At 66.3% G+C, this 18,258-nt stretch carries 15 protein-coding genes; 2 read left to right on the top strand and 13 right to left on the bottom strand.

Translation table 11 applies throughout. The features are described 5' to 3' along the window. Positions 1 to 119: 119 nt before the first annotated feature. Positions 120 to 1,271, top strand: a complete 1,152-nt coding sequence (locus tag RGUI_RS08750; RefSeq protein WP_081532698.1) for a DUF2235 domain-containing protein — start codon at positions 120 to 122, stop codon at positions 1,269 to 1,271. A gap of 9 nt (positions 1,272 to 1,280) precedes the next feature. On the opposite strand, the gene RGUI_RS08755 is transcribed toward RGUI_RS08750, so the two are convergent. The 13 genes from RGUI_RS08755 to RGUI_RS08815 all read right to left on the bottom strand — a co-directional run bounded on the left by RGUI_RS08755 (position 1,281) and on the right by RGUI_RS08815 (position 16,163). Next, positions 1,281 to 2,453, bottom strand: coding sequence for a type III PLP-dependent enzyme (locus RGUI_RS08755; RefSeq protein WP_172841114.1), 1,173 nt, complete (start codon positions 2,451 to 2,453; stop codon positions 1,281 to 1,283). Positions 2,454 to 2,682: 229 nt separating this feature from the next. Continuing rightward, entirely contained in the window at positions 2,683 to 4,107 is a 1,425-nt protein-coding gene (gene murD, locus RGUI_RS08760; protein WP_081532700.1) for a UDP-N-acetylmuramoyl-L-alanine--D-glutamate ligase, read from the bottom strand. Between the two features lie 61 nt (positions 4,108 to 4,168). Next, positions 4,169 to 6,139, bottom strand: a complete 1,971-nt coding sequence (locus tag RGUI_RS08765) for a tetratricopeptide repeat protein (protein ID WP_081532701.1) — start codon at positions 6,137 to 6,139, stop codon at positions 4,169 to 4,171. Next, entirely contained in the window at positions 6,117 to 6,365 is a 249-nt protein-coding gene (locus tag RGUI_RS08770; protein WP_081532702.1) for a hypothetical protein, read from the bottom strand. The genes RGUI_RS08765 and RGUI_RS08770 overlap by 23 nt, the downstream gene beginning before the upstream one ends. A 62-nt stretch (positions 6,366 to 6,427) precedes the next feature. After that, positions 6,428 to 6,832, bottom strand: a complete 405-nt coding sequence (locus tag RGUI_RS08775) for a hypothetical protein (RefSeq protein ID WP_081532703.1) — start codon at positions 6,830 to 6,832, stop codon at positions 6,428 to 6,430. A gap of 24 nt (positions 6,833 to 6,856) precedes the next feature. Continuing rightward, the gene (gene mraY / locus RGUI_RS08780; protein ID WP_081532704.1) at positions 6,857 to 7,942 is read right to left on the bottom strand and encodes a phospho-N-acetylmuramoyl-pentapeptide-transferase; all 1,086 of its coding nucleotides are present in this window, start codon (positions 7,940 to 7,942) and stop codon (positions 6,857 to 6,859) included. Next, the gene (gene murF, locus RGUI_RS08785) at positions 7,942 to 9,390 is read right to left on the bottom strand and encodes a UDP-N-acetylmuramoyl-tripeptide--D-alanyl-D-alanine ligase (RefSeq protein ID WP_081532705.1); all 1,449 of its coding nucleotides are present in this window, start codon (positions 9,388 to 9,390) and stop codon (positions 7,942 to 7,944) included. The genes mraY and murF overlap by 1 nt, the downstream gene beginning before the upstream one ends. Further along, positions 9,387 to 10,874 (bottom strand): UDP-N-acetylmuramoyl-L-alanyl-D-glutamate--2,6-diaminopimelate ligase, encoded by a 1,488-nt coding sequence (locus RGUI_RS08790; protein WP_081532706.1) that lies wholly within the window; start codon positions 10,872 to 10,874, stop codon positions 9,387 to 9,389. Before RGUI_RS08790 ends, murF begins: the two co-directional genes overlap by 4 nt. Before the next feature lie 8 nt (positions 10,875 to 10,882). Beyond that, positions 10,883 to 12,667, bottom strand: a complete 1,785-nt coding sequence (locus tag RGUI_RS08795; RefSeq protein WP_081532707.1) for a penicillin-binding protein 2 — start codon at positions 12,665 to 12,667, stop codon at positions 10,883 to 10,885. Beyond that, entirely contained in the window at positions 12,664 to 12,996 is a 333-nt protein-coding gene (locus RGUI_RS08800) for a cell division protein FtsL (protein ID WP_081532708.1), read from the bottom strand. Before RGUI_RS08800 ends, RGUI_RS08795 begins: the two co-directional genes overlap by 4 nt. Next, entirely contained in the window at positions 12,997 to 13,995 is a 999-nt protein-coding gene (rsmH, locus tag RGUI_RS08805; RefSeq protein WP_081532709.1) for a 16S rRNA (cytosine(1402)-N(4))-methyltransferase RsmH, read from the bottom strand. It abuts the gene before it with no gap. Between the two features lie 2 nt (positions 13,996 to 13,997). After that, on the bottom strand, positions 13,998 to 14,501 hold the full coding sequence (gene mraZ, locus RGUI_RS08810) for a division/cell wall cluster transcriptional repressor MraZ (RefSeq protein ID WP_081532710.1): 504 nt from the start codon (positions 14,499 to 14,501) through the stop codon (positions 13,998 to 14,000). 585 nt (positions 14,502 to 15,086) lie between these two features. Next, positions 15,087 to 16,163: an Mrp/NBP35 family ATP-binding protein gene (locus tag RGUI_RS08815; RefSeq protein WP_081532711.1), complete on the bottom strand. Its 1,077-nt coding sequence runs from the start codon at positions 16,161 to 16,163 to the stop codon at positions 15,087 to 15,089. Positions 16,164 to 16,825: 662 nt separating this feature from the next. Between RGUI_RS08815 and RGUI_RS08820 the strand changes: the two genes are divergently transcribed. Further along, positions 16,826 to 18,256, top strand: coding sequence for a diguanylate cyclase (locus RGUI_RS08820; protein ID WP_081532712.1), 1,431 nt, complete (start codon positions 16,826 to 16,828; stop codon positions 18,254 to 18,256). The last annotated feature ends 2 nt before the right edge of the window (positions 18,257 to 18,258 follow it).

Here is an 18,258-nt window from a genome sequence, read left to right on the forward strand (position 1 = left end):
GCGGAATCCGCGCTTTCGTGCCAGCGCAAAGCGACCAACCGGCACGACCACGCGATCTCGGCGCTTACCCTGCCCGGTCACAAGTGCTACGCTTACCCCAAAGCGCAGGGAGAACCCCGATGAAACGCATTGCGATTTTCTGCGACGGCACCTGGAATCGCGCCGATGCCCCGCACGGCACCAACGTTGTCAAGCTGGCCCAGGCGCTGGAGCCGGTGGCCGATGACGGCATCTTTCAGGAACTCTTCTACGTTCAGGGCGTGGGCACCGGCCGCGGCAGCGGGGCCTTTACCCGGCTCATCGACCGGTTGGGGGGCGGCGCCTTCGGCTGGGGCCTGACCGAGAATGTGGAAGAAGCCTATCGCCACCTCACCTTTTCCCACCGTCCGGGGGATGAGATCTTCATCTTCGGCTTTTCCCGCGGCGCCTATACGGCGCGGTCGCTGGCCGGGCTCATCCGCGCGTCGTCGATCCCGCCGGCGGGATGCACCGACAAGATCCCGCAGGCGATCGACCGCTATCGCTCCCGGCTCAAATCCACCCATCCCGACCATGTCGAAAGCTTCAAGTTCCGCCACCGCCTCAACCCCGCGCTGACCACCAGCGAGAAAGAGGAAGAGTGGCGTCGCGACAACGGCCTTGAACCGGGCACGCCGATCAAGATCCGCTATCTGGGGGTCTGGGACACGGTTGGGGCGCTTGGGCTGCCGGGGCATTACGGCATGCTCGCCCGGATGGTGAACGCGAAATACGATTTCCACGACACCGACCTGTCCCGCCTCGTGCTGTCGGCCCGCCATGCGGTGGCCGTTGACGAACGGCGCGCGACATTCCCGCCGGCGCTTTGGGACAATCTCGACAGCCTGAACGACAGGCGGGCCGACCGCGACACGCCCGCCCCCTATCGGCAGGAATGGTTTCCGGGCACGCATGGATCGGTGGGCGGCGGCGGCGACATTTGTGTCCTGTCGAATGCCGCGCTGACCTGGATCGCCGAAGGGGCCACCGACGCCGGCCTGAAATTCGAGCCCGACGCCATGGCGACCTATGCGCAGGATCAGGACCCCTCTGGCCCGCTTGACAACAAGTCGGTCAAGCAGGCGGGGGTCTTCTCTTCGATCATGACGCTGAACGAACGTGACCGCGCCGGGCCGGACCGCGCCGACCGCGTGCATGCCTCGACCAGGGCGCGGTGGTGCGCCCTGCCCGGGTATCGGCCCAAGACCTTGCGCAAGGTCGCGGACGATTTGACGAAGGGTTGCGGGGGCTGAAACGCCCCCTCAGATCACCACGACATCCAGCGGCGGGAAGCCGTTGAACCCGACCGAGGCATAGGTCGAGGTATAGGCCCCGCAGCTGCGGATGATCACCCGGTCGCCGGCGCACAGGCCCAGCGGCAGTTGCACCGGGCGGTTCTCATACAGCACATCGGCACTGTCGCAGGACGGCCCGGCAAGGATGCAGGGGCCCGTCGCTTCGTCGTCCCGGTCGGTGAGGAACTGATAGCGGATCGCCTCGTCAATGGTTTCGGCCAGCCCGGAAAACTTGCCGATGTCCAGATAGACCCAGCGATGGGTATCGGTTTCGGACTTGCGCGCAACCAGCAACACCTCGGCCGCGATGGCCCCGGCCTCGGCCACAAGACCGCGGCCCGGTTCTGCCATCACGCGCGGCACGTCGCCGAAGCGTTCGCCCACAAGGCGCATCACCTCGGCCGCATAGAATGCGGGGGGTTCGATGTCTTCGCCATAGAAGGCGGGGAAACCGCCACCGATGTTCAGAAGCTCCAGATCGAACCCGGCCTCGCGCGCGGCATGCCAGATCTCGGCCACCTCGTTCAGGACCGGCACCCACATCGCGGCCCGGCGCGTCTGGCTGCCCACATGGAAGGACAGGCCGACAGGGGACAGACCGGCATCGGTCGCGCGGGCCAGGAGCGCGTGCACCTTGTCGGGCGCGCAGCCGAACTTGCGGCTCAGAGGCCAGTCTGCCTCGCTCGCCGTCACGACGATACGGATATAGACCTCGGCGCCCGGGGCATGGGCGGCGATCTTGTCGATCTCTTCCTCGGAATCCGCGGCAAACAGAACGATCCCGGCGCGATGCGCAAAGGCGATGTCAGTCGCCCGCTTGACCGTGTTGCCGAAGGAAATCGCCCGGGCGGGCGCGCCAAGGCCAAGGCAAAGCTCGATCTCCGCACGCGAGGCCGCATCGAAATGGCACCCCAGATCGATCAGCCGCTCGATGATTTCGGGCGCAGGGTTGGCCTTTACGGCATAATGGATATCGGCATGGCCCAGCCCAGCGCGCAGCGCATGGAACCGGTCGGCCACCACATCGGTGTCCAGAACCAGGGTCGGACGCTCAAATTCGTTGGCACGGATGTACTCCTCGACACGCGAGGGCACAGAGACAGAGCGTCGGCCGACGAAATCGGCTTGCGTAGCGAACATGGTCATCTCCAATAGACCCGGCCATATATGACCGCTCAGTTCCAAGGGAGACGTTACCGTCGCTACTTAACCCAATCGTTAAGAGGGACAGAGGCGCGTGCGTTGGCGTCTTTCGCGCGGCAGATAGGGCCGAAACTGAGTCGGTGCAAGAAGAATTCCGGCCCCGCGCACAAGTTGACTGTTTTTTCCCGCAGACGTGATCGGCGTGCCGTCCTTGCGTCTTGCCCGGTCAGGGGCGCGCACCCTCTGCCTGTGCCGTTGTCCACGCCGCGACCCGGGCGATGAAGTCCTCGCCCCGGCGTTCGAAGTTGTCGTACTGGTCGAAACTGGCGGCCGCAGGCGCCAGCAGCACCACGTCCCCCGGCTCCGCCTCCGCCGCGGCGCGGGCGACGGCGGCGTCCATCGTCGTGCAGACCTCGTGCGGGATGTCCTTCAGGTGCAGGGCGAAGGCCGCGGCCTCGCGCCCGATGACATAGGCCTTGGCGACATGGCAGAACTGGGGCACCAGCTCACCCAACCCGCCTTCCTTTTCCAGCCCGCCGCAGATCCAGCGGATACGCGGAAAGGCGGCAAGCGCCCGGGCCGCGCTGGCGGCGTTGGTGGCCTTGGAGTCGTTGACAAAGCGCACCCCGCCGACCTCTGCCACCGTCTGGCTGCGATGGGGCAGCCCCTGAAAGCCGTGGAAGGCCTGTTCAACCTGGCGCGGCCCGATCCCAAGACAGCGCACCGCGGCATAGGCGGCGCAGGCGTTCTGGTGGTTGTGGGCGCCGGGCAGGCCCGCGACGGCCCGCAGATCGATGCTGCCCACCTGTCGCCCCTTGCGCCATTCCGCCAGAAACCCTTTCCGCGCGAAGACCGACCAGCCGGGGCCTGACAGCTTCGCCGCGGCGGATGTACGGATCACCCGGTCGTCGCCCGGCCCTTCGGCCAGTTGATTGGCCAGAAACCGCCCCTCGGCCTCATCCACGCCGATGATGGCCCGGTCCGGCCCACCCTCGGCGAAAAGCCTGCGTTTGGCCGCGAAATAGCCCCCCAGCCCGCCATGCCGGTCAAGGTGGTCGGGCGACAGGTTCGTGAAGACGGCGATATCGGGGGTCAGCGCGCGGGCGAGTTCCGTCTGATAGCTGGAAAGCTCCAGCACCACGACCCCGCCATCGCCAGGCGGATCGATATCCAGAACGCCCCGCCCGATATTACCCGCAAGCTGGCTTTCCCGGCCAGAGGCCGTCAGAACATGGTGGATCAGCGCCGCCGTGGTCGATTTGCCGTTGGAGCCCGTCACGGCGATCACCCGCGGGGTGGTGTCGTATTCCTCCCACCGCTCGATGGCGAGGGAGCGGAAGAAGAGGCCGATATCGTTGTCGACCGGCACGCCTGCGGCCCATGCGGCGGCGACCACCGGGTTGGGCGCGGGGTAGAAATGCGGGATGCCGGGGCTAACGATCAGCGCGGCCACGTTGTCGAACGCGCCGGGTTTCGACAGGTCGACGGGTTCGAACCCCTCGGCCCGGGCGGCCTCCCGCGCGGCTTCATAGTCGTCCCAGGGCAGAACCTCGGCCCCGCCCGCGCGCAAGGCCCGCGCCGCCGACAGGCCCGACCGCCCCAAGCCCAGCACCGCCACCCGCGCCCCCGTCACACCCCGTACCGGAATCATGCCTCACCCCTTCATGGTCGCCGCGACGATGCCCGCGCCGGCGGGGCGGTGCAAGCGGTGGTCAGGGGGTGGGGCGGTTGGCGAGGAAGGTTTCGAGGTTGCCGCGCACCTGCTGCGTGCTCGGATGGTCTGGGCCAAGGGCGGCTTCCAGGACAGCCACCGCCTCGCGGTAAAGCGGCTCCGCCTCCTCATACCGCCCGGTCGCGCGGAGCAATTCGGCGAGGTTATTGAGCGAAGTCGCAGTGGCCGGATGCGCCTTGCCCAGCGCCCGCTCCCGAACCGCCAGCGCTTCGCGGAAAAGCGGCTCTGCCTCCTCATACCGCCCGGTCGCGTGGAGCAATCCGGCGAGGTTGTTGAGCGCGGTCGCCGTGTCCGGATGCGCCTTGCCAAGCGCCCGCTCCACCACCGCCACCGCCTCGCGGTAGAGCGGCTCCGCCTCCTCATACCGCCCGGTCGCGCGGAGCAATTCGGCGAGGTTGTTGAGCGAACCCGCCGTGTCCGGATGCGCCTTGCCAAGCACCCGCTCCCGAACCGCCAAAGCCTCGCGGTACAGCGGCTCTGCCTCCGCAGACCGCCCGGTCGCGTAGAGCAACGCGGCGAGGTTGTTGAGCGCGGTCGCCGTGTCCGGATGCACCTTGCCAAGCGCCCGCTCCCGAACCGCCAAAGCCTCGCGGAAAAGCGGCTCCGCCTCCTCATACCGCCCGGTCGCGTCGAGCAACAGGGCGAGACTGTTGAGCGCGACCGCCGTGTTCGTATGCGCCTTGCCAAGCGCCCGCTCCAAGACCTCCAAAGCCTCGCGGTAAAGCGGCTCCGCCTCCTCATACCGCCCGGTCGCGGAGAGCAACAGGGCGAGATTGTTGAGCGCGGCCGCCGTGTTCGTATGCGCCTTGCCAAGCGCCCGCTCCAAGACCTCCAAAGCCTCGCGGTAAAGCGGCTCCGCCTCCTCATACCGCCCGGTCGCGGAGAGCAACAGGGCGAGGTTGTTGAGAGAGGTGGCCGTGTCCGGATGCGCCTTGCCAAGCGCCTGCTCCGTGACCTCCAACGCCTCGCGGAAAAGCGGCTCTGCCTCCGCATACCGCCCGGTCGCGTAGAGCAATTCGGCGAGGTTGTTGAGCGAGGTGGCCGTGTCCGGATGCGCCTTGCCAAGTGCCTGCTCCCGAGCCGCCAGCGACGCGCGGTAAAGCGGCTCCGCCTCCTCATACCGCCCGGTCTCACCGAGCAACCCGGCGAGGTTGCTGAGGGAACCCGCCGTGTCCGGATGCGCCTTGCCAAGTGCCTGCTCCCGAACCGCCAGCGCCGCGCGGTAAAGCGGCTCCGCCCGCGCGAAATCGCCCGCATCGTGATAGCTCCCTGCAAGGTTATCTACGGCCTCCGCCGTGCGGGCATCCTCCGGGCCGAAAATGGCCCGGCAGAGCGCGACCGCCGCGTCCTGATGCCGGATGGCCTCCCGATACCGCCCCATGCGCCAGAGGAATTCACCTGCTTTCCCGAGCGTCTCATCGGTCGGATCCAGCCGCGCGGCCTTTTCGAAATGCGCGGCCGCCTCGGACCAGCGCACCTGTTCCTCGGCGATCAGCCCGCGGCCAAAGGCGGCCTCGGCCGCGCGTTTGACGGCCGCGGCCTCCTGCTCTTCCACCTCGGCGAAAATCTCGTCGGCCTTGCTGAAATCCCCCGCCGCCATCGCCGCCTGCGCATCGCGGATGCGGTTTTCCCCGATCTCGGCGGGGGAGTCTTCCAGCAGCTTTTCCAGTTCGGCAATCTTGGCCTTGTATTCCGCAAAGGATGCTTCGGCATCGCGCAGGCGGGCACGGTCCGTGTCGATCTGCTCGCGCAATATGGCGATCTGGCTGCGCTGTTCGGCCTGCACCGCTTCGCTCGCCGAAAGCTGGGCATCAAACAGCTCGCGAAGCTCCGCCTCCCGTTTCTCGACCCGGCGGGTGACATGCGCCTCATACGATGCAATATCATTGATCGCGACCGAGATATTCTCGGACCGGTTGATCTCGACCTTATGCGTCGGTTTCCCGGTCACCGCCGATCCGAACCTTCACGTCCTTGCTGCGCCCGATGCGGATATCCGTTTCGGATTTGTCCGTCGCGGCCACATCGACTCTGTCCGAGCGATGGATTTTCAACCCGAGCCGCCTGCGAACCGCAGGATACCGCAAACCTAAGACCGTCGCGATCAATGTCGCGGCGGCCAAAGCTATCATGATCACCGCTTGGTTCTGGTTCACCCAATCCAGCGCAGCCTGCATCGCACACCTCCCCACTCACCCTCCGGCAGTCTACCGGGGATTGCGAAAAAGGAAGACGTCCCTCAGAAGATCACCTTCCAGCCGAGGATCAGCGGCGGCAGCACCGTCACGGCCAGCGCGAAGGCGAGGCCGGTTGCGCGGTTGCCGCCCATCCGGCGCACCGCGCCGCCGATGGCCGGGGCCAGCACGATGCCGGCCAGCGCCACGGGGGCGATCTTTTCAAACAGCGGCGCGCAGTTTTGCGGGCGGGCAAAGTTTGCCTCGCAATAGGGGACGACCTGGCCAGAGAACAGCACCGCCAGCGCCAGCAGGTAGCCGAAGAACGCCCAGACCGCATAGGGCGGCACGCCGTCCCAGGCCTTGAGGTTGACGTTCGGCGTGACCGCGTGGAACGGCTTGTCGGCGGCCTTGGCCGGCTTGTCCGCGGAGAAGGATTCATCCACCAGTTTCATCTGCATTTCTTGCATGTCCCTCGACTCCTACCGGGTCCTTTAGCGGACCTTCAGCGTGGCCAGCCCGATCAGCGCAAGGATCAGGCTGATGATCCAGAACCGTATCACGATCTGGGGTTCGGCCCATCCCTTCTTCTCAAAGTGGTGGTGGATGGGTGCCATAAGGAACACACGTTTGCCGGTCGCCTTGAAGTAGGCCACCTGGATGATCACCGACAGCGCCTCAAGCACGAAAAGCCCGCCTACTATGGCCAAAACGATCTCATGCTTGGTCGCAACGGCGATCGCACCAAGGGCCCCGCCAAGGGCCAGAGAGCCCGTATCGCCCATGAAGACGGCCGCAGGTGGGGCATTATACCACAGGAAGCCAAGCCCCGCGCCGATCAACCCTGCGGTGAAAATCAGGATCTCGCCGGTGCCCGGCACGTAGTGCACGTCGAGATACTCGGTAAAGTCGACCCGGCCCACCGCATAGGCGATCACGCCCAGCGTGGCAGCCGCGATCATCACCGGCATGATCGCAAGGCCATCCAGCCCGTCGGTCAGGTTCACGGCATTGGCCGAGCCCACGATCACGATCATGGCGAAGGGCACGAAGAAGACCCCCAGATTGACAAGCGTGTCCTTGAAGATCGGGAAGGCCAGTTGAAAACTCAGCCCCTCGGGATGGACAAGGGCCGCCATCAGCCCGGCGAACGCCCCGATGGCAAGGCCAAGGCCGAACCGCACCCGTCCCGGCACCCCCTTGGTGTTGTTCTTCGACACCTTGGCATAGTCGTCGGCAAACCCGATGGCGCCGAAGGCCAGCGTCACGAAAAGCAGGATCCAGACATAGGGGTTGTCGAGCCGCGCAAACAGCAGTGTCGACACGATCAGCCCGCCAAGGATCAGAACGCCCCCCATCGTGGGCGTGCCCGCCTTGGTTTCCAGATGGCTTTGCGGGCCGTCCTCCCGGATCGGCTGGCCGTTCTTCTGGCGCCGCTTCAGCAGGTTGATCAGCGGCCGGCCGAACAGGAACCCGAACACAAGCGCGGTGAAGAAGGCCGCACCGGCGCGGAAGGTGATATAGCGGAACAGGTTGAAGACACCACCGCCGTCGGAAAGATCGGCCAACCAATACAGCATCAGGAACTCTCCTCGTCGTCGCGCGGCACGCCTTGTCCCAGTTTCTTCAGCGCGTCAACGACGATCGACACGCGGCTGCCCTTGGACCCCTTGACCAGCACGACATCGCCGGCATCGACAAGGTGGTGGACCTTCTGCGCCAGGGGCGCGGCCTCGTCGAACCACTGCCCGCGCTTTTTCAGCGGCAACCCGAAATAGAGCGCCCGCATGCGCGGACCCACGCAATGCACCAGATCGACCCGCCCCATGGCGGGCAGATCGGCCAGCGCGGCGTGCATGGCGGATTCCTCGGCCCCCAGTTCCAACATGTCGCCAAGGATCGCGATGCGCCGGCCACGGGCGACGCGGCCGACATCGTCCTTTGGCTCAGCGACCGCCAGAACCTCCAGCGCGGCGGCCATCGAGGCGGGGTTGGCGTTGAACGCGTCGTCGATCAGTTCAAACGCCATCCGGTCGTCGACGATATCAAGCGAAACGGTCAGCCGCGCGCCGCGCCCATCGGGCGGCACCCATGCGGCCAGATCGCAGGCGGCGACGGCCCGGTCGATGCCCAGCGCCTCTGCCACCGCAAGAACGCCCAGCGCATTGGTCGCGAAATGCCGCCCGGCCGACTGGATCTTGAACAGCAGATCCTCGCCGAAGGCCTGTGCCTCGACCACGGTCGAGCTTCGGTGGATGTCGATCCTCGACAGCCGGAAATCGCAGCCCTTCTGCGCGCCGAAGGTTATCGTCCGCGCGGCACGTTTGGCGGCCTGTTTCAGCAACAGGGGGCTGACCTCCAGATCGCCGGGACAGACCGCGGCCCCGTCGCTTTCAAGCCCCTCGAAAATCGCGGCCTTCTCGCGGGCGATGGCGTCCAGATCCTCGAACGCCTCAAGATGGGCCGCGGCAATCGTGGTGATCAGGGCGACATGCGGACGGGCCATCGCCGTCAGCGGGGCGATCTCACCCGGATGGTTCATGCCGATTTCGATCACCGCGAAATCCATATCCGCCGGCATCCGCGCCAGTGTCAGCGGCACGCCCCAATGGTTGTTGAAACTCGCCTCGGCCGCATGAACACGGCCCTGCCCCGCCAGCACCGCGCGCAGCATCTCCTTGGTGGAGGTCTTGCCGACCGACCCGGTGACCCCGACGACCCGCGCCCGGCTGCGCGCCCGCCCGGCCCGGCCCAGCGCGCCCAACGCCGCCAGCACATCCGGCACGATCAGCAGAGGAGCGTCCTGCGCCACGCCCTCGGGGATACGAGACACCAGCGCCGCGGCCGCGCCCTTGGCCAGCGCATCGGCGACGAAGTCGTGCCCGTCGCGCTGGTCCTTCAGTGCCACGAACAGATCGCCTGGTTGCAGGCTTCGGGTATCGATGGACACACCCCTTGCCGCCCAGTCGCCCGAGGTCTGCCCACCGGTCGCCGCCGCGGCCTCTGCCGCTGTCCACAGCACGCTCATGACACCCGCCCGTCCAGCGCGGCCACCGCAACGCTGGCCTGTTCCACGTCGTCGAAGGGATAGACCGTGTCGCCCACAACCTGCCCGGTCTCATGCCCCTTGCCGGCGATCAGCAGCGCATCGCCCGGCCCCAACGCGTCGACCCCGCGCAGGATCGCCTCGGCCCGGTCGCCAACCTCGATACCCTCGGGGCAGCCTTCCAGAACGGCGGCGCGAATATCGGCGGGCTCTTCCGAGCGCGGGTTGTCGTCGGTGACATAGGCCACATCGGCATGGGCGGCCGCGGCCTGCCCCATCAGCGGGCGCTTGCCCCGGTCGCGGTCGCCGCCCGCGCCGAAGACGACGACGATCCGGCCCATCACATGGGGGCGCAGCGCCCGTAGCGCGGTGGCCAGCGCGTCGGGGGTGTGGGCGTAATCGACGAACACCGCCGCACCGTTGTCACGGGTGGCGGCCAGTTGCATCCGGCCGCGCACGCCCTGCAGATCGCCAAGGCAGTCGAAGACCTGCGCAGGGTCCTCTCCGCAGGCGATTGCCAGCCCCGCAGCCAGCGCCACGTTCTGCGCCTGAAATCCGCCGATCAGGTCCAGCCGCACCTGCCGGGCTTGCCCCTTCCAGTCGAACCGAACCTCCTGCCCCGTCGCGTCGAAGCGCTGCCCGGCGATGCGCAGATCAGCCGCGTCATCGGTGCCGACGGTGATCACGGCCTGGCCCCGCGCCTCGGCCCGGGCCTGCAAGACCGCGCCCTTGGGATCATCGATATTCAGGACCGCGGTGCCATCGTCCGAAAGGACCCGGTCGAACAACCCGGCCTTGGCCGCGAAATAGGCGTCGAAATCGGCGTGGTAGTCGAGGTGGTCCTGCGTGAAATTCGTGAACCCCGCCGCGGTCAGCATCACGCCGTCCAGCCGCGCCTGCGCCAACCCGTGGCTGGAGGCTTCCATGATCGCGTGGGTCACGCCCTCCCCCGCCATGTCGGCCAGAAGCCGGTGAAGCGTCAGGGCATCAGGCGTGGTATGGGCCAACGGTGCCTCGAACGCGCCCTCGACCCCGGTGGTGCCAAGGCTGACGGCGCTGTGGTCCAGCAAGGCCCAGATCTGCCGGGTGAAATGCGCCACCGAGGTCTTGCCATTGGTCCCCGTGACCGCCGCCATGGTTTCAGGCTGCGCCCCGAACCAGAGCGCCGCGGCCCCGGCAAAGGCGGCGCGCGGGTCTTCGGACAGGATCACCGCCACGTCGCTTTCGGCCAGCACGTCCGCGGCAATGCGCGCGCCCTCGGCATCGGTCAGGATGGCCGCGGCATCCATGCGCAGCGCGAACTGGATGAACTCCGCCCCGTGCACCCGGCTGCCGGGAAAGGCCGCGAACAGGAAACCGGGCTTTACCTCGCGGCTGTCCAGCGCCAGCCCCGTGATCGACGCCTCGCGGCCGCCCTTGGCCCTGAGCCCCAAGTCCGCCAGCGATGCCCGTCTGCGCCCTGTCATCGATTCTTCTACCCCCGGTTGCCAGAGAGGGTTAGCGCGAGCGACGGGTCGGGTTCAATCTCCGGCCGCAACCCAAGAAGGGGGGCCACGCGGCGGATCACCTCGGCCGCGACGGGCACCGCCGTCCAGCCCGCGGTGCGCCGCGGCTTCGGCCCGGTCAGATCCTCCGGCTCATCCAGCGTGACGACCAGCACATATTCGGGGTCATCCGCGGGGAAGATGCTGGCAAAGGTCGCGATCACCTTGTCCTTGTAGTAGCCGCCCGTCGGCTTGGGCTTGTCGGCCGTCCCGGTCTTGCCGCCGACGCGATAGCCCGGAACCTCGCCCAGAGAGGCCGTGCCTTCCTCCACCACGGCGCGCAGCATCTCGCGCATGGCGCTGGCCGTCTGTTCCGACATCACGCGTTCGCCGCGCGCGCCGCGCCCGGCGATCAGCGTGGGCCGCACCCGGTAGCCGCCATTGGCGATCGCGGCATATCCCGCGGCCAGGTGCAGCGGACTGGCCGACAGCCCGTGCCCATAGGAAATCGTCATGGTCGAGATCTCGGACCAATTGGCCGGGACCAACGGCTTGCCGCCCGCGGCCTCCAGAATTTCAAGCGGTGTGGGTTCCAGAAAGCCGAGACTGTCCAGAAATTCCCGCTGCCGTGCCGCCCCGATCCGTTGGGCAATCCGCGCCGTCCCGATGTTGGAGCTTTTCACCAGAACCTTTCGCACGGACAACTGCGGGCCGTAGTTGTGGAAATCCCGGATGCGGTACTTGCCCCAGACCAGCGGGCCCTTGGTGTCGATCATCGTCTCGGGCCGCACCAACCCCTCCTCGATCGCCTGCGCAAGCGTGAAGGCCTTGAAGGTGGAGCCGAGTTCATAAACCCCCTGAACCGCCCGGTTGAACAGCGGGCTGTCGGAGGCGTCGCCTTCGGTCAGCGGTGCGGGCCGCTCGTTCGGATCGAAATCGGGCAGCGAGACGAGTGAGATCACCTCTCCGGTCTGCGCATCCATCAGGATCGCCGCGGCGCCCTTGGCGTTCATCAGCTTCATGCCGCCGGCCAGCACACGCTCCACCGCCGCCTGCACGGTCAAATCCAGCGACAGCCGCAGGGGCGCCCCGCCATTGGCCGGGTCGCGCAGATAGGCATCGAAGGTCTTTTCCACGCCCGCCACGCCGATCACCTCGGCCGAATTCACGGCCTCGCGCCCGAAACCCGACCCACCCAGAACGTGAGAGGCAAGCCGCCCGTTGGGATAAAGCCGCATCTCGCGCGGGCCGAACAGAAGCCCCGGATCGCCGATGTCGTGCACCTGCTGCATCTGCTCGGGGCTGATCCGGCGCTTGATCCAGACGAATTTCCGCTTGCCGGTAAAGTCCTTCAGCAGCCGCGCCCCATCGAGATCGGGAAAGATCTCCGCCAGTTGCCGGGCCGCATGTTCGGGGTCCACCATCAACGGCGGTTGGGCATACAGGGAATGCGTCGCAAGGTTGGTGGCAAGGATATTGCCGTTGCGGTCCGTGATGTCGGCCCGCTGCGCCACGATGGATGGGCCGGAGCGGACCGACCGCGGCTCTGACGGGTGGGAGGCGGCCAGCGTGCCCATGCGCCCGCCAACGGCTGCGAAGGCCGCCAGGAACATCACGCCCAGCACCAGAAGACGCCCCTCGGCCCTCAGCCGCGCCTTGTCCCGCATCTGTTCGTGGCGCAAGCGCAGGTTTTCGCGTTCGATGGCGTCCGGGTTTTCGCCCCGTGCCCGCGCCTGCAGGATCCGGGCCAATGGACGAAGCGGTTTGCGGATCATGGCAACGTCTCTCCGGTGTCTTCCCCGACGAGGGCTTCTTCTGCCACCGGATAGGCGACCTGCTCGATATCCACGAACTGATCTGCCGTCAGCGGCAAAAGCTCCAGCCGGGCAAAGTTGATCTCGGCCAGCGCGCGCAGGCGGTCGGGACGGTTGAGATAGGCCCATTCGGCATTCAGGATGGCAAGGCTTTCGCGCAACTGGCCGATTTCGAGGTTCAGCGCCTCGACCTCGTCCAGTGCCTGCTGTGTCAGGTAGTTTTCCCGGTAAGCCCAGAAGGCCAGTGCCATCACACAAAGCGCGGTCAGAGCGTAGAAAAGGCTGCGCATCTATCCCGTCTCCATGATCTTGGGCAGGCCGAGTTTGCCACGGTCGGCCGGACCCGCCGGCGCCTCCGTCCGGCGGGCAACCCGAAGCTTGGCAGACCGCGCCCGGGGGTTCGTTGCCGTTTCATCCTGATCCGGGCCAACCGCACGGCGTGTCATCAGCGTGAAGCGCGGCGCATCCTGCCGGATTTCCGGCGCATGGCGGCTGCCGCCCGCGCTGGTGGCAGAGCGAAGTTGGAGGAAGCGTTTGACGATCCGGTCCTCCAGCGAGTGGAAGGTCACGACGGCCAGTTTGCCCCCCGGCGCCAACGCGCGTTCCGCGGCCTCCAGACCGGCGACAAGTTCGCCAAGTTCGTCGTTCACCGCGATGCGGATGGCCTGAAAACTGCGCGTTGCCGGATGGATTTGCCCCGGGCGGGGGCGCGGCAAGCAGCCGGCGACAATCTCCGCCAGGTGTATCGTCGTCGTGATCGGGGCAAGGGCACGGGCGGCGACAATGGCGCGGGCAATCCGCCGCGCGGCCCGTTCCTCGCCATAATAGTGCAGAATATCGGCCAGCGCGCTTTCGGGCAGATCGTTGACCAGATCGGCGGCCGTCGGGCCATCCGCCCCCATGCGCATGTCGAGCGGGCCGTCCTTGGCAAAGGAAAACCCCCGCTCCGCCTGATCGAGTTGCATCGATGACACGCCGAGGTCGAGCACCACGCCGTCAAGCGCGGTGTCGGTATAGGTATCCATCCCCGAGAACGTACCTTCGACCATGGTCAGCCGGTCGCCGAACCCCGCGGCCCAGCCCTGCGCCATGTCGAACACCATCGGGTCGCGATCGACCGCGATCACCCGGTCGGCCCCGGCCTCCAACAGGCCGCGGCTATAGCCCCCGGCGCCAAAGGTTCCATCCAGCCAGACCCCGCTGACCGGCGCCACGGCCTCCAGCAGCGGGCGCAGCAGGACGGGGATATGAGGCGGCGCGTCGGGGGTCGGGCGGTCCGCGGCGGGCATCGTCAGCCCCCTTCGGCCTGATCGAGAAGGGTCAGCGGATCGAAATCGTCGGGCTGGTCGTCAAGCCAGGCCTCGGTCTTGGCCAGTTCCTCGGACTCGAAGGTCTCTGGCTTCCAGATCTGGAAGGTCTCGCCGGCCCCCAGAAACAGCGCCTCGCCCTCCAGCCCGATCTTTTCCCGCAGCTTCTGCGGCAGGACAAGGCGGCCATCATTATCGACCTCGGTGGGATAGGACTGGGTCTGGAACAGGCGCTCCAGCAGGCGCCGTTCCTGCGACCCGCGGGGCATAGTGGAGATCTTGTCGTCAACCGCCTCGATCTCTTCCATGCTGTAGCATTCGAGGTATTTCCGGCGGTGGTCGCCATAGACGATGACGAGTTGCGGGCGCAGGCCGTCCGTCCAGTCGGGGTCGCGGGCTTCCAGCACGCGGCGAAACAGGGCGGGGATCGAGACCCGCCCCTTTGCATCCACCTTGTGGTGGCTTTCGCCTCTGAACCTGCGCGCCACCGGATCGACGCTCCTTTTGCCTCACCATCCGCCGGGTACGAAAACGGCGGATTGAGCTGCTGCCAGTGCCCAATCCGCCGCCCTCGTCCCGTTTCGGGATGTCCGACTGCGCGTGTCACCTTGGGGGGATCTGCTCGTCAGCGCGCCGGATCTTCTTTGGTCGAAAACGGCGGGGGCCTGTATGAAACCTGACTTACCGCGGGGTCTTGGTGCCCCTGTTGATCACTGCCCGTCGTCATCCGATGACTCAGGGATGCCACGGGAATTCATGGAAATCAACTGATTTTGCCTTAACAAAGCCGTTTTCAGGTCGGAATGCGACCGCTCCGCCCACCAAGAGCGGTCCGAACTTGCCAATCTAGCACAACCTGTGTGGCACCAATCGCCTGAATCGTCAAAATCTTGCGCAGATGACCATACACGCTTGGGTTCCATGAATTCCCAGATACTCATCGGATTCAACCCAACACTCTCCGGCCACCCGCATCAAACCATCCGCGGAGCGCGATTTTCGCGTGCCAGAGCGCACGAATCGGAACGGGGCAGCCTTTCAGCCACCCCGTGCCATGAATTCCCATGCCGGGTTCAGGCCATTCCGCCGCCGATCAGCCGATCCGCAATCTGGCCATAGGCATCCGCGACGGGGCCCTCGCCCAGCGCGACCGGCGTGCCGGAATCGCCCGCAAGCCGCACGTCCAGCGCAAGGGGCAGCGCGCCAAGGAACGGCACGTCCATCTTCTCTGCCTCGGCGGCGACCCCGCCATGGCCGAAGATATGCGCCTCATGCCCGCAATTGGGGCAGACATAGGTGGACATGTTCTCGATCAGCCCCAGGATCGGCGTCTTGAGCTTGCCGAACATGTCGATGGCCTTGCGCGCATCCAGAAGCGCCACGTCCTGCGGTGTGGATACCACGATGGCGCCGGTCATCTTCGTGCGCTGGCACAGCGTCAGTTGCACATCGCCGGTCCCCGGCGGCAGATCGACGATCAGCACATCAAGCTCGCCCCAGTTCACCTGCCCCAGAAGCTGTTGCAGCGCGCCCATCAGCATCGGCCCCCGCCAGATCAGCGCGGCGTCCTCTGGCAGCATCAGCCCGATGGACATCATCGTCACCCCGTGCAGCTTCAGCGGATCGATCCGCTTGCCATCGGGCGAGGACGCCGGACGCGTGGCGCCCATCATCCGCGGCTGGGACGGCCCGTAGATATCGGCATCCAGCAGACCGACCCGCCGGCCCTTGCGCGCCAGGGCCACGGCGAGGTTGCTGGCCACCGTCGATTTTCCGACGCCGCCCTTGCCGGAGGCAATCGCGAGGATGCGGTCGATCCCCGCCGGGTTCTCCGGCCCGGCCTCGGGCGTGGGGTGTTGCCCGATCTTCAGGTTCGGGGGATCCTTGGGCGGCGTCTGCCCGCCGCCATGGGCAGTCAGCACGACCGACGCCTTGGTGACACCCGCAAGCGCCTCTACCGCCGCCTGTGCCGCGGCCCGCACAGACCCCATCTGGGCCGCCACCCCCGCATCCGGCGCCTCGATCACGAACTTGACGACGTCGCCCTCGACCGAAAGCGCCCGGATCATGTCGCGCGCCACGGGATCCCCCCCGTCGGGCAGCGCGATTCGGGACAGGGCGGCCAGAACATCTTCGCGAGAAACGGGCATGGGGCTTCCTTTTCTTAACCAATCCGTCATGGGAATTACTTGGCCAGCCCCGGAAAAAGGGCAAGGGCGTTTCACGCCTGCACGATCTTGCAGCAGCGCCCCGCAAAGCGCCCACAGAAATGTCAGCAACACTTATGCATCTTCCGCATGGCGGCATTTACCCCGCAAGCCATTGTGCAAGCGCAGCATAAGCGTATCTTCAGATCAACGGCGGCGGGACGGGCTGCCAACGGGAAACGGTTGAAATCTACTGGTCTGACGCTGACGGGACAGAAGGTCCGGTCAAGACATCGGCCGCACGAACGATCGGGAAACCCCTCCTCCTCCCTGGGTTTCCTCATCTCGCGGCGACACCTACCTCCTCCCAGGTGTCGCCGCTTTTTTACGATACGGGGTGCAGACCTTGCATCCTATCCGAATACGGCGGGACGTCTCCTCCTCCCTGACTGTCCGCCGTTGACAAGACGGCGGCGCCTCCTCCTCCCTGGCGTCGCCGTTCCTTTTTTCCAAGGACATGCCGGTCAGGCCGCGCGCCCAATACGCCGCCAAGGCGCAGGTATCCAAGCGAAAAAACGCTTTCTGGGTTTTCTGTAACTTATTCTAAAGCACGTTCGTCAATACTCCTTCGCAAGCGGTCAGGACGACCGTTCGGGGAGGATCCGATGCACAAGCGCCTCAACACCGGAAAACCGGTCCATCTGAATCACCGCACTGTCGCCGCCTTGACGATCTTCTCGATCGTGGGGGCGGGTCTTCTGTGCAGTGTGACGAGGGCAGATAACGGCTGGGGCCCCTACCTGCACCCGATCTCGGCCGCGGGGTATTTCGTTCTCGGCCTCGGCCTTCTGTGCGACAACCGGCACACCGCGCGGACCTGTCTGGTCGCCGGACTGCATGCCGCGATTGCGCTGATCTCGCTCCAACGCCTTGCAGAGGCGTTGGTGCCGGGTTGGTTCGTGCTTCTGAAGGCCCCGGTCTTTCTGAACGTTCAGGACCAGATGGGGATCAATGGCAATTTCTCGGTCGAAGCCGCGATTTCCCTGATCCTTCTCAACCTCGCCTTTCTCTCAAGACGCATGGACCACCGGGTTTCGCTGACCCTGACCGTCGGCGCATGGGGCGCGGCGACCATGTTCCTGCTGCAGGCGGTGTTCGGCCTTGTCCTATGGCATACCGAATTCTCCGTCTTCTCGCTGTCCTGCACCGTGGTCGCGACGATGGCCCATACCTACACGCTGCGCGACATGCCGCTGCTGCGGCCGATCTTTTCCCACAGCAACCACGGCGCGATCATCCGCGGCCTGCTGGTGGGCGCGCTTGTCATCCCCTGGCTTGCCGGGTTCATCTACTTCAATCTCGCCGAGATCTCGCGCATCGACCACCACGCGCTGCAACTCGTCTTCGGCCTGATCGGCTGGTCGATGATGGGGCTGGTGCTGTTCACCGGCCAGCTTCTTGAAACGGCAAGCGAGGCGATGCGCTTTGCCGCCGACCATGACTTCCTGACCGGCATCATGAACCGAAGCGGTCTGACCCGTGCCGTTGCCGCAGGCCGGTCGGGGGTCGGGATCATCATGTTCGACCTCGACAACTTCAAGCGGCTGAACGACAGGTTCGGCCACGAATTCGGGGACCGGGCGCTGCGAACGGTCGCCGATACGGTCAAACCCCAGTTGCAGCAGGGCGACCTGTTCGCGCGCTGGGGGGGCGAGGAATATCTGATCGTTGCCGATTGCGACGACGAGACGACCCTGGTCGCTATTGCCGAGCGTCTGCGCAGCAGTATCGAGGAGGACGTTGGCCAGTCGCTCGACCAGCTGCGCTTCCCGATCACGGCGTCCTTTGGTGTCAGCGTCCTGCAGCCGGGCGAACCCGGCCTCGAACCCGCGATGGAGCGGGCGGACCAGGCACTTTATCTGGCCAAGCGCCTTGGGCGGAATCGCGTTTGCGCGTCGTCGGCCCTGATCACCCTGTCGGCCTTTCCGGGCCACGCCTCCGGGGCCGGCCTTCCGCGGCCGGTCGCCCAAGACAGTTGCATCGCGACAAGCATCATCGAAACCCCGACGTCACCGGCGCTGGCCCACAGTCGCTGAAA

This window comes from Rhodovulum sp. P5, assembly GCF_002079305.1.
Classification (GTDB): Bacteria; Pseudomonadota; Alphaproteobacteria; order Rhodobacterales; family Rhodobacteraceae; genus Rhodovulum.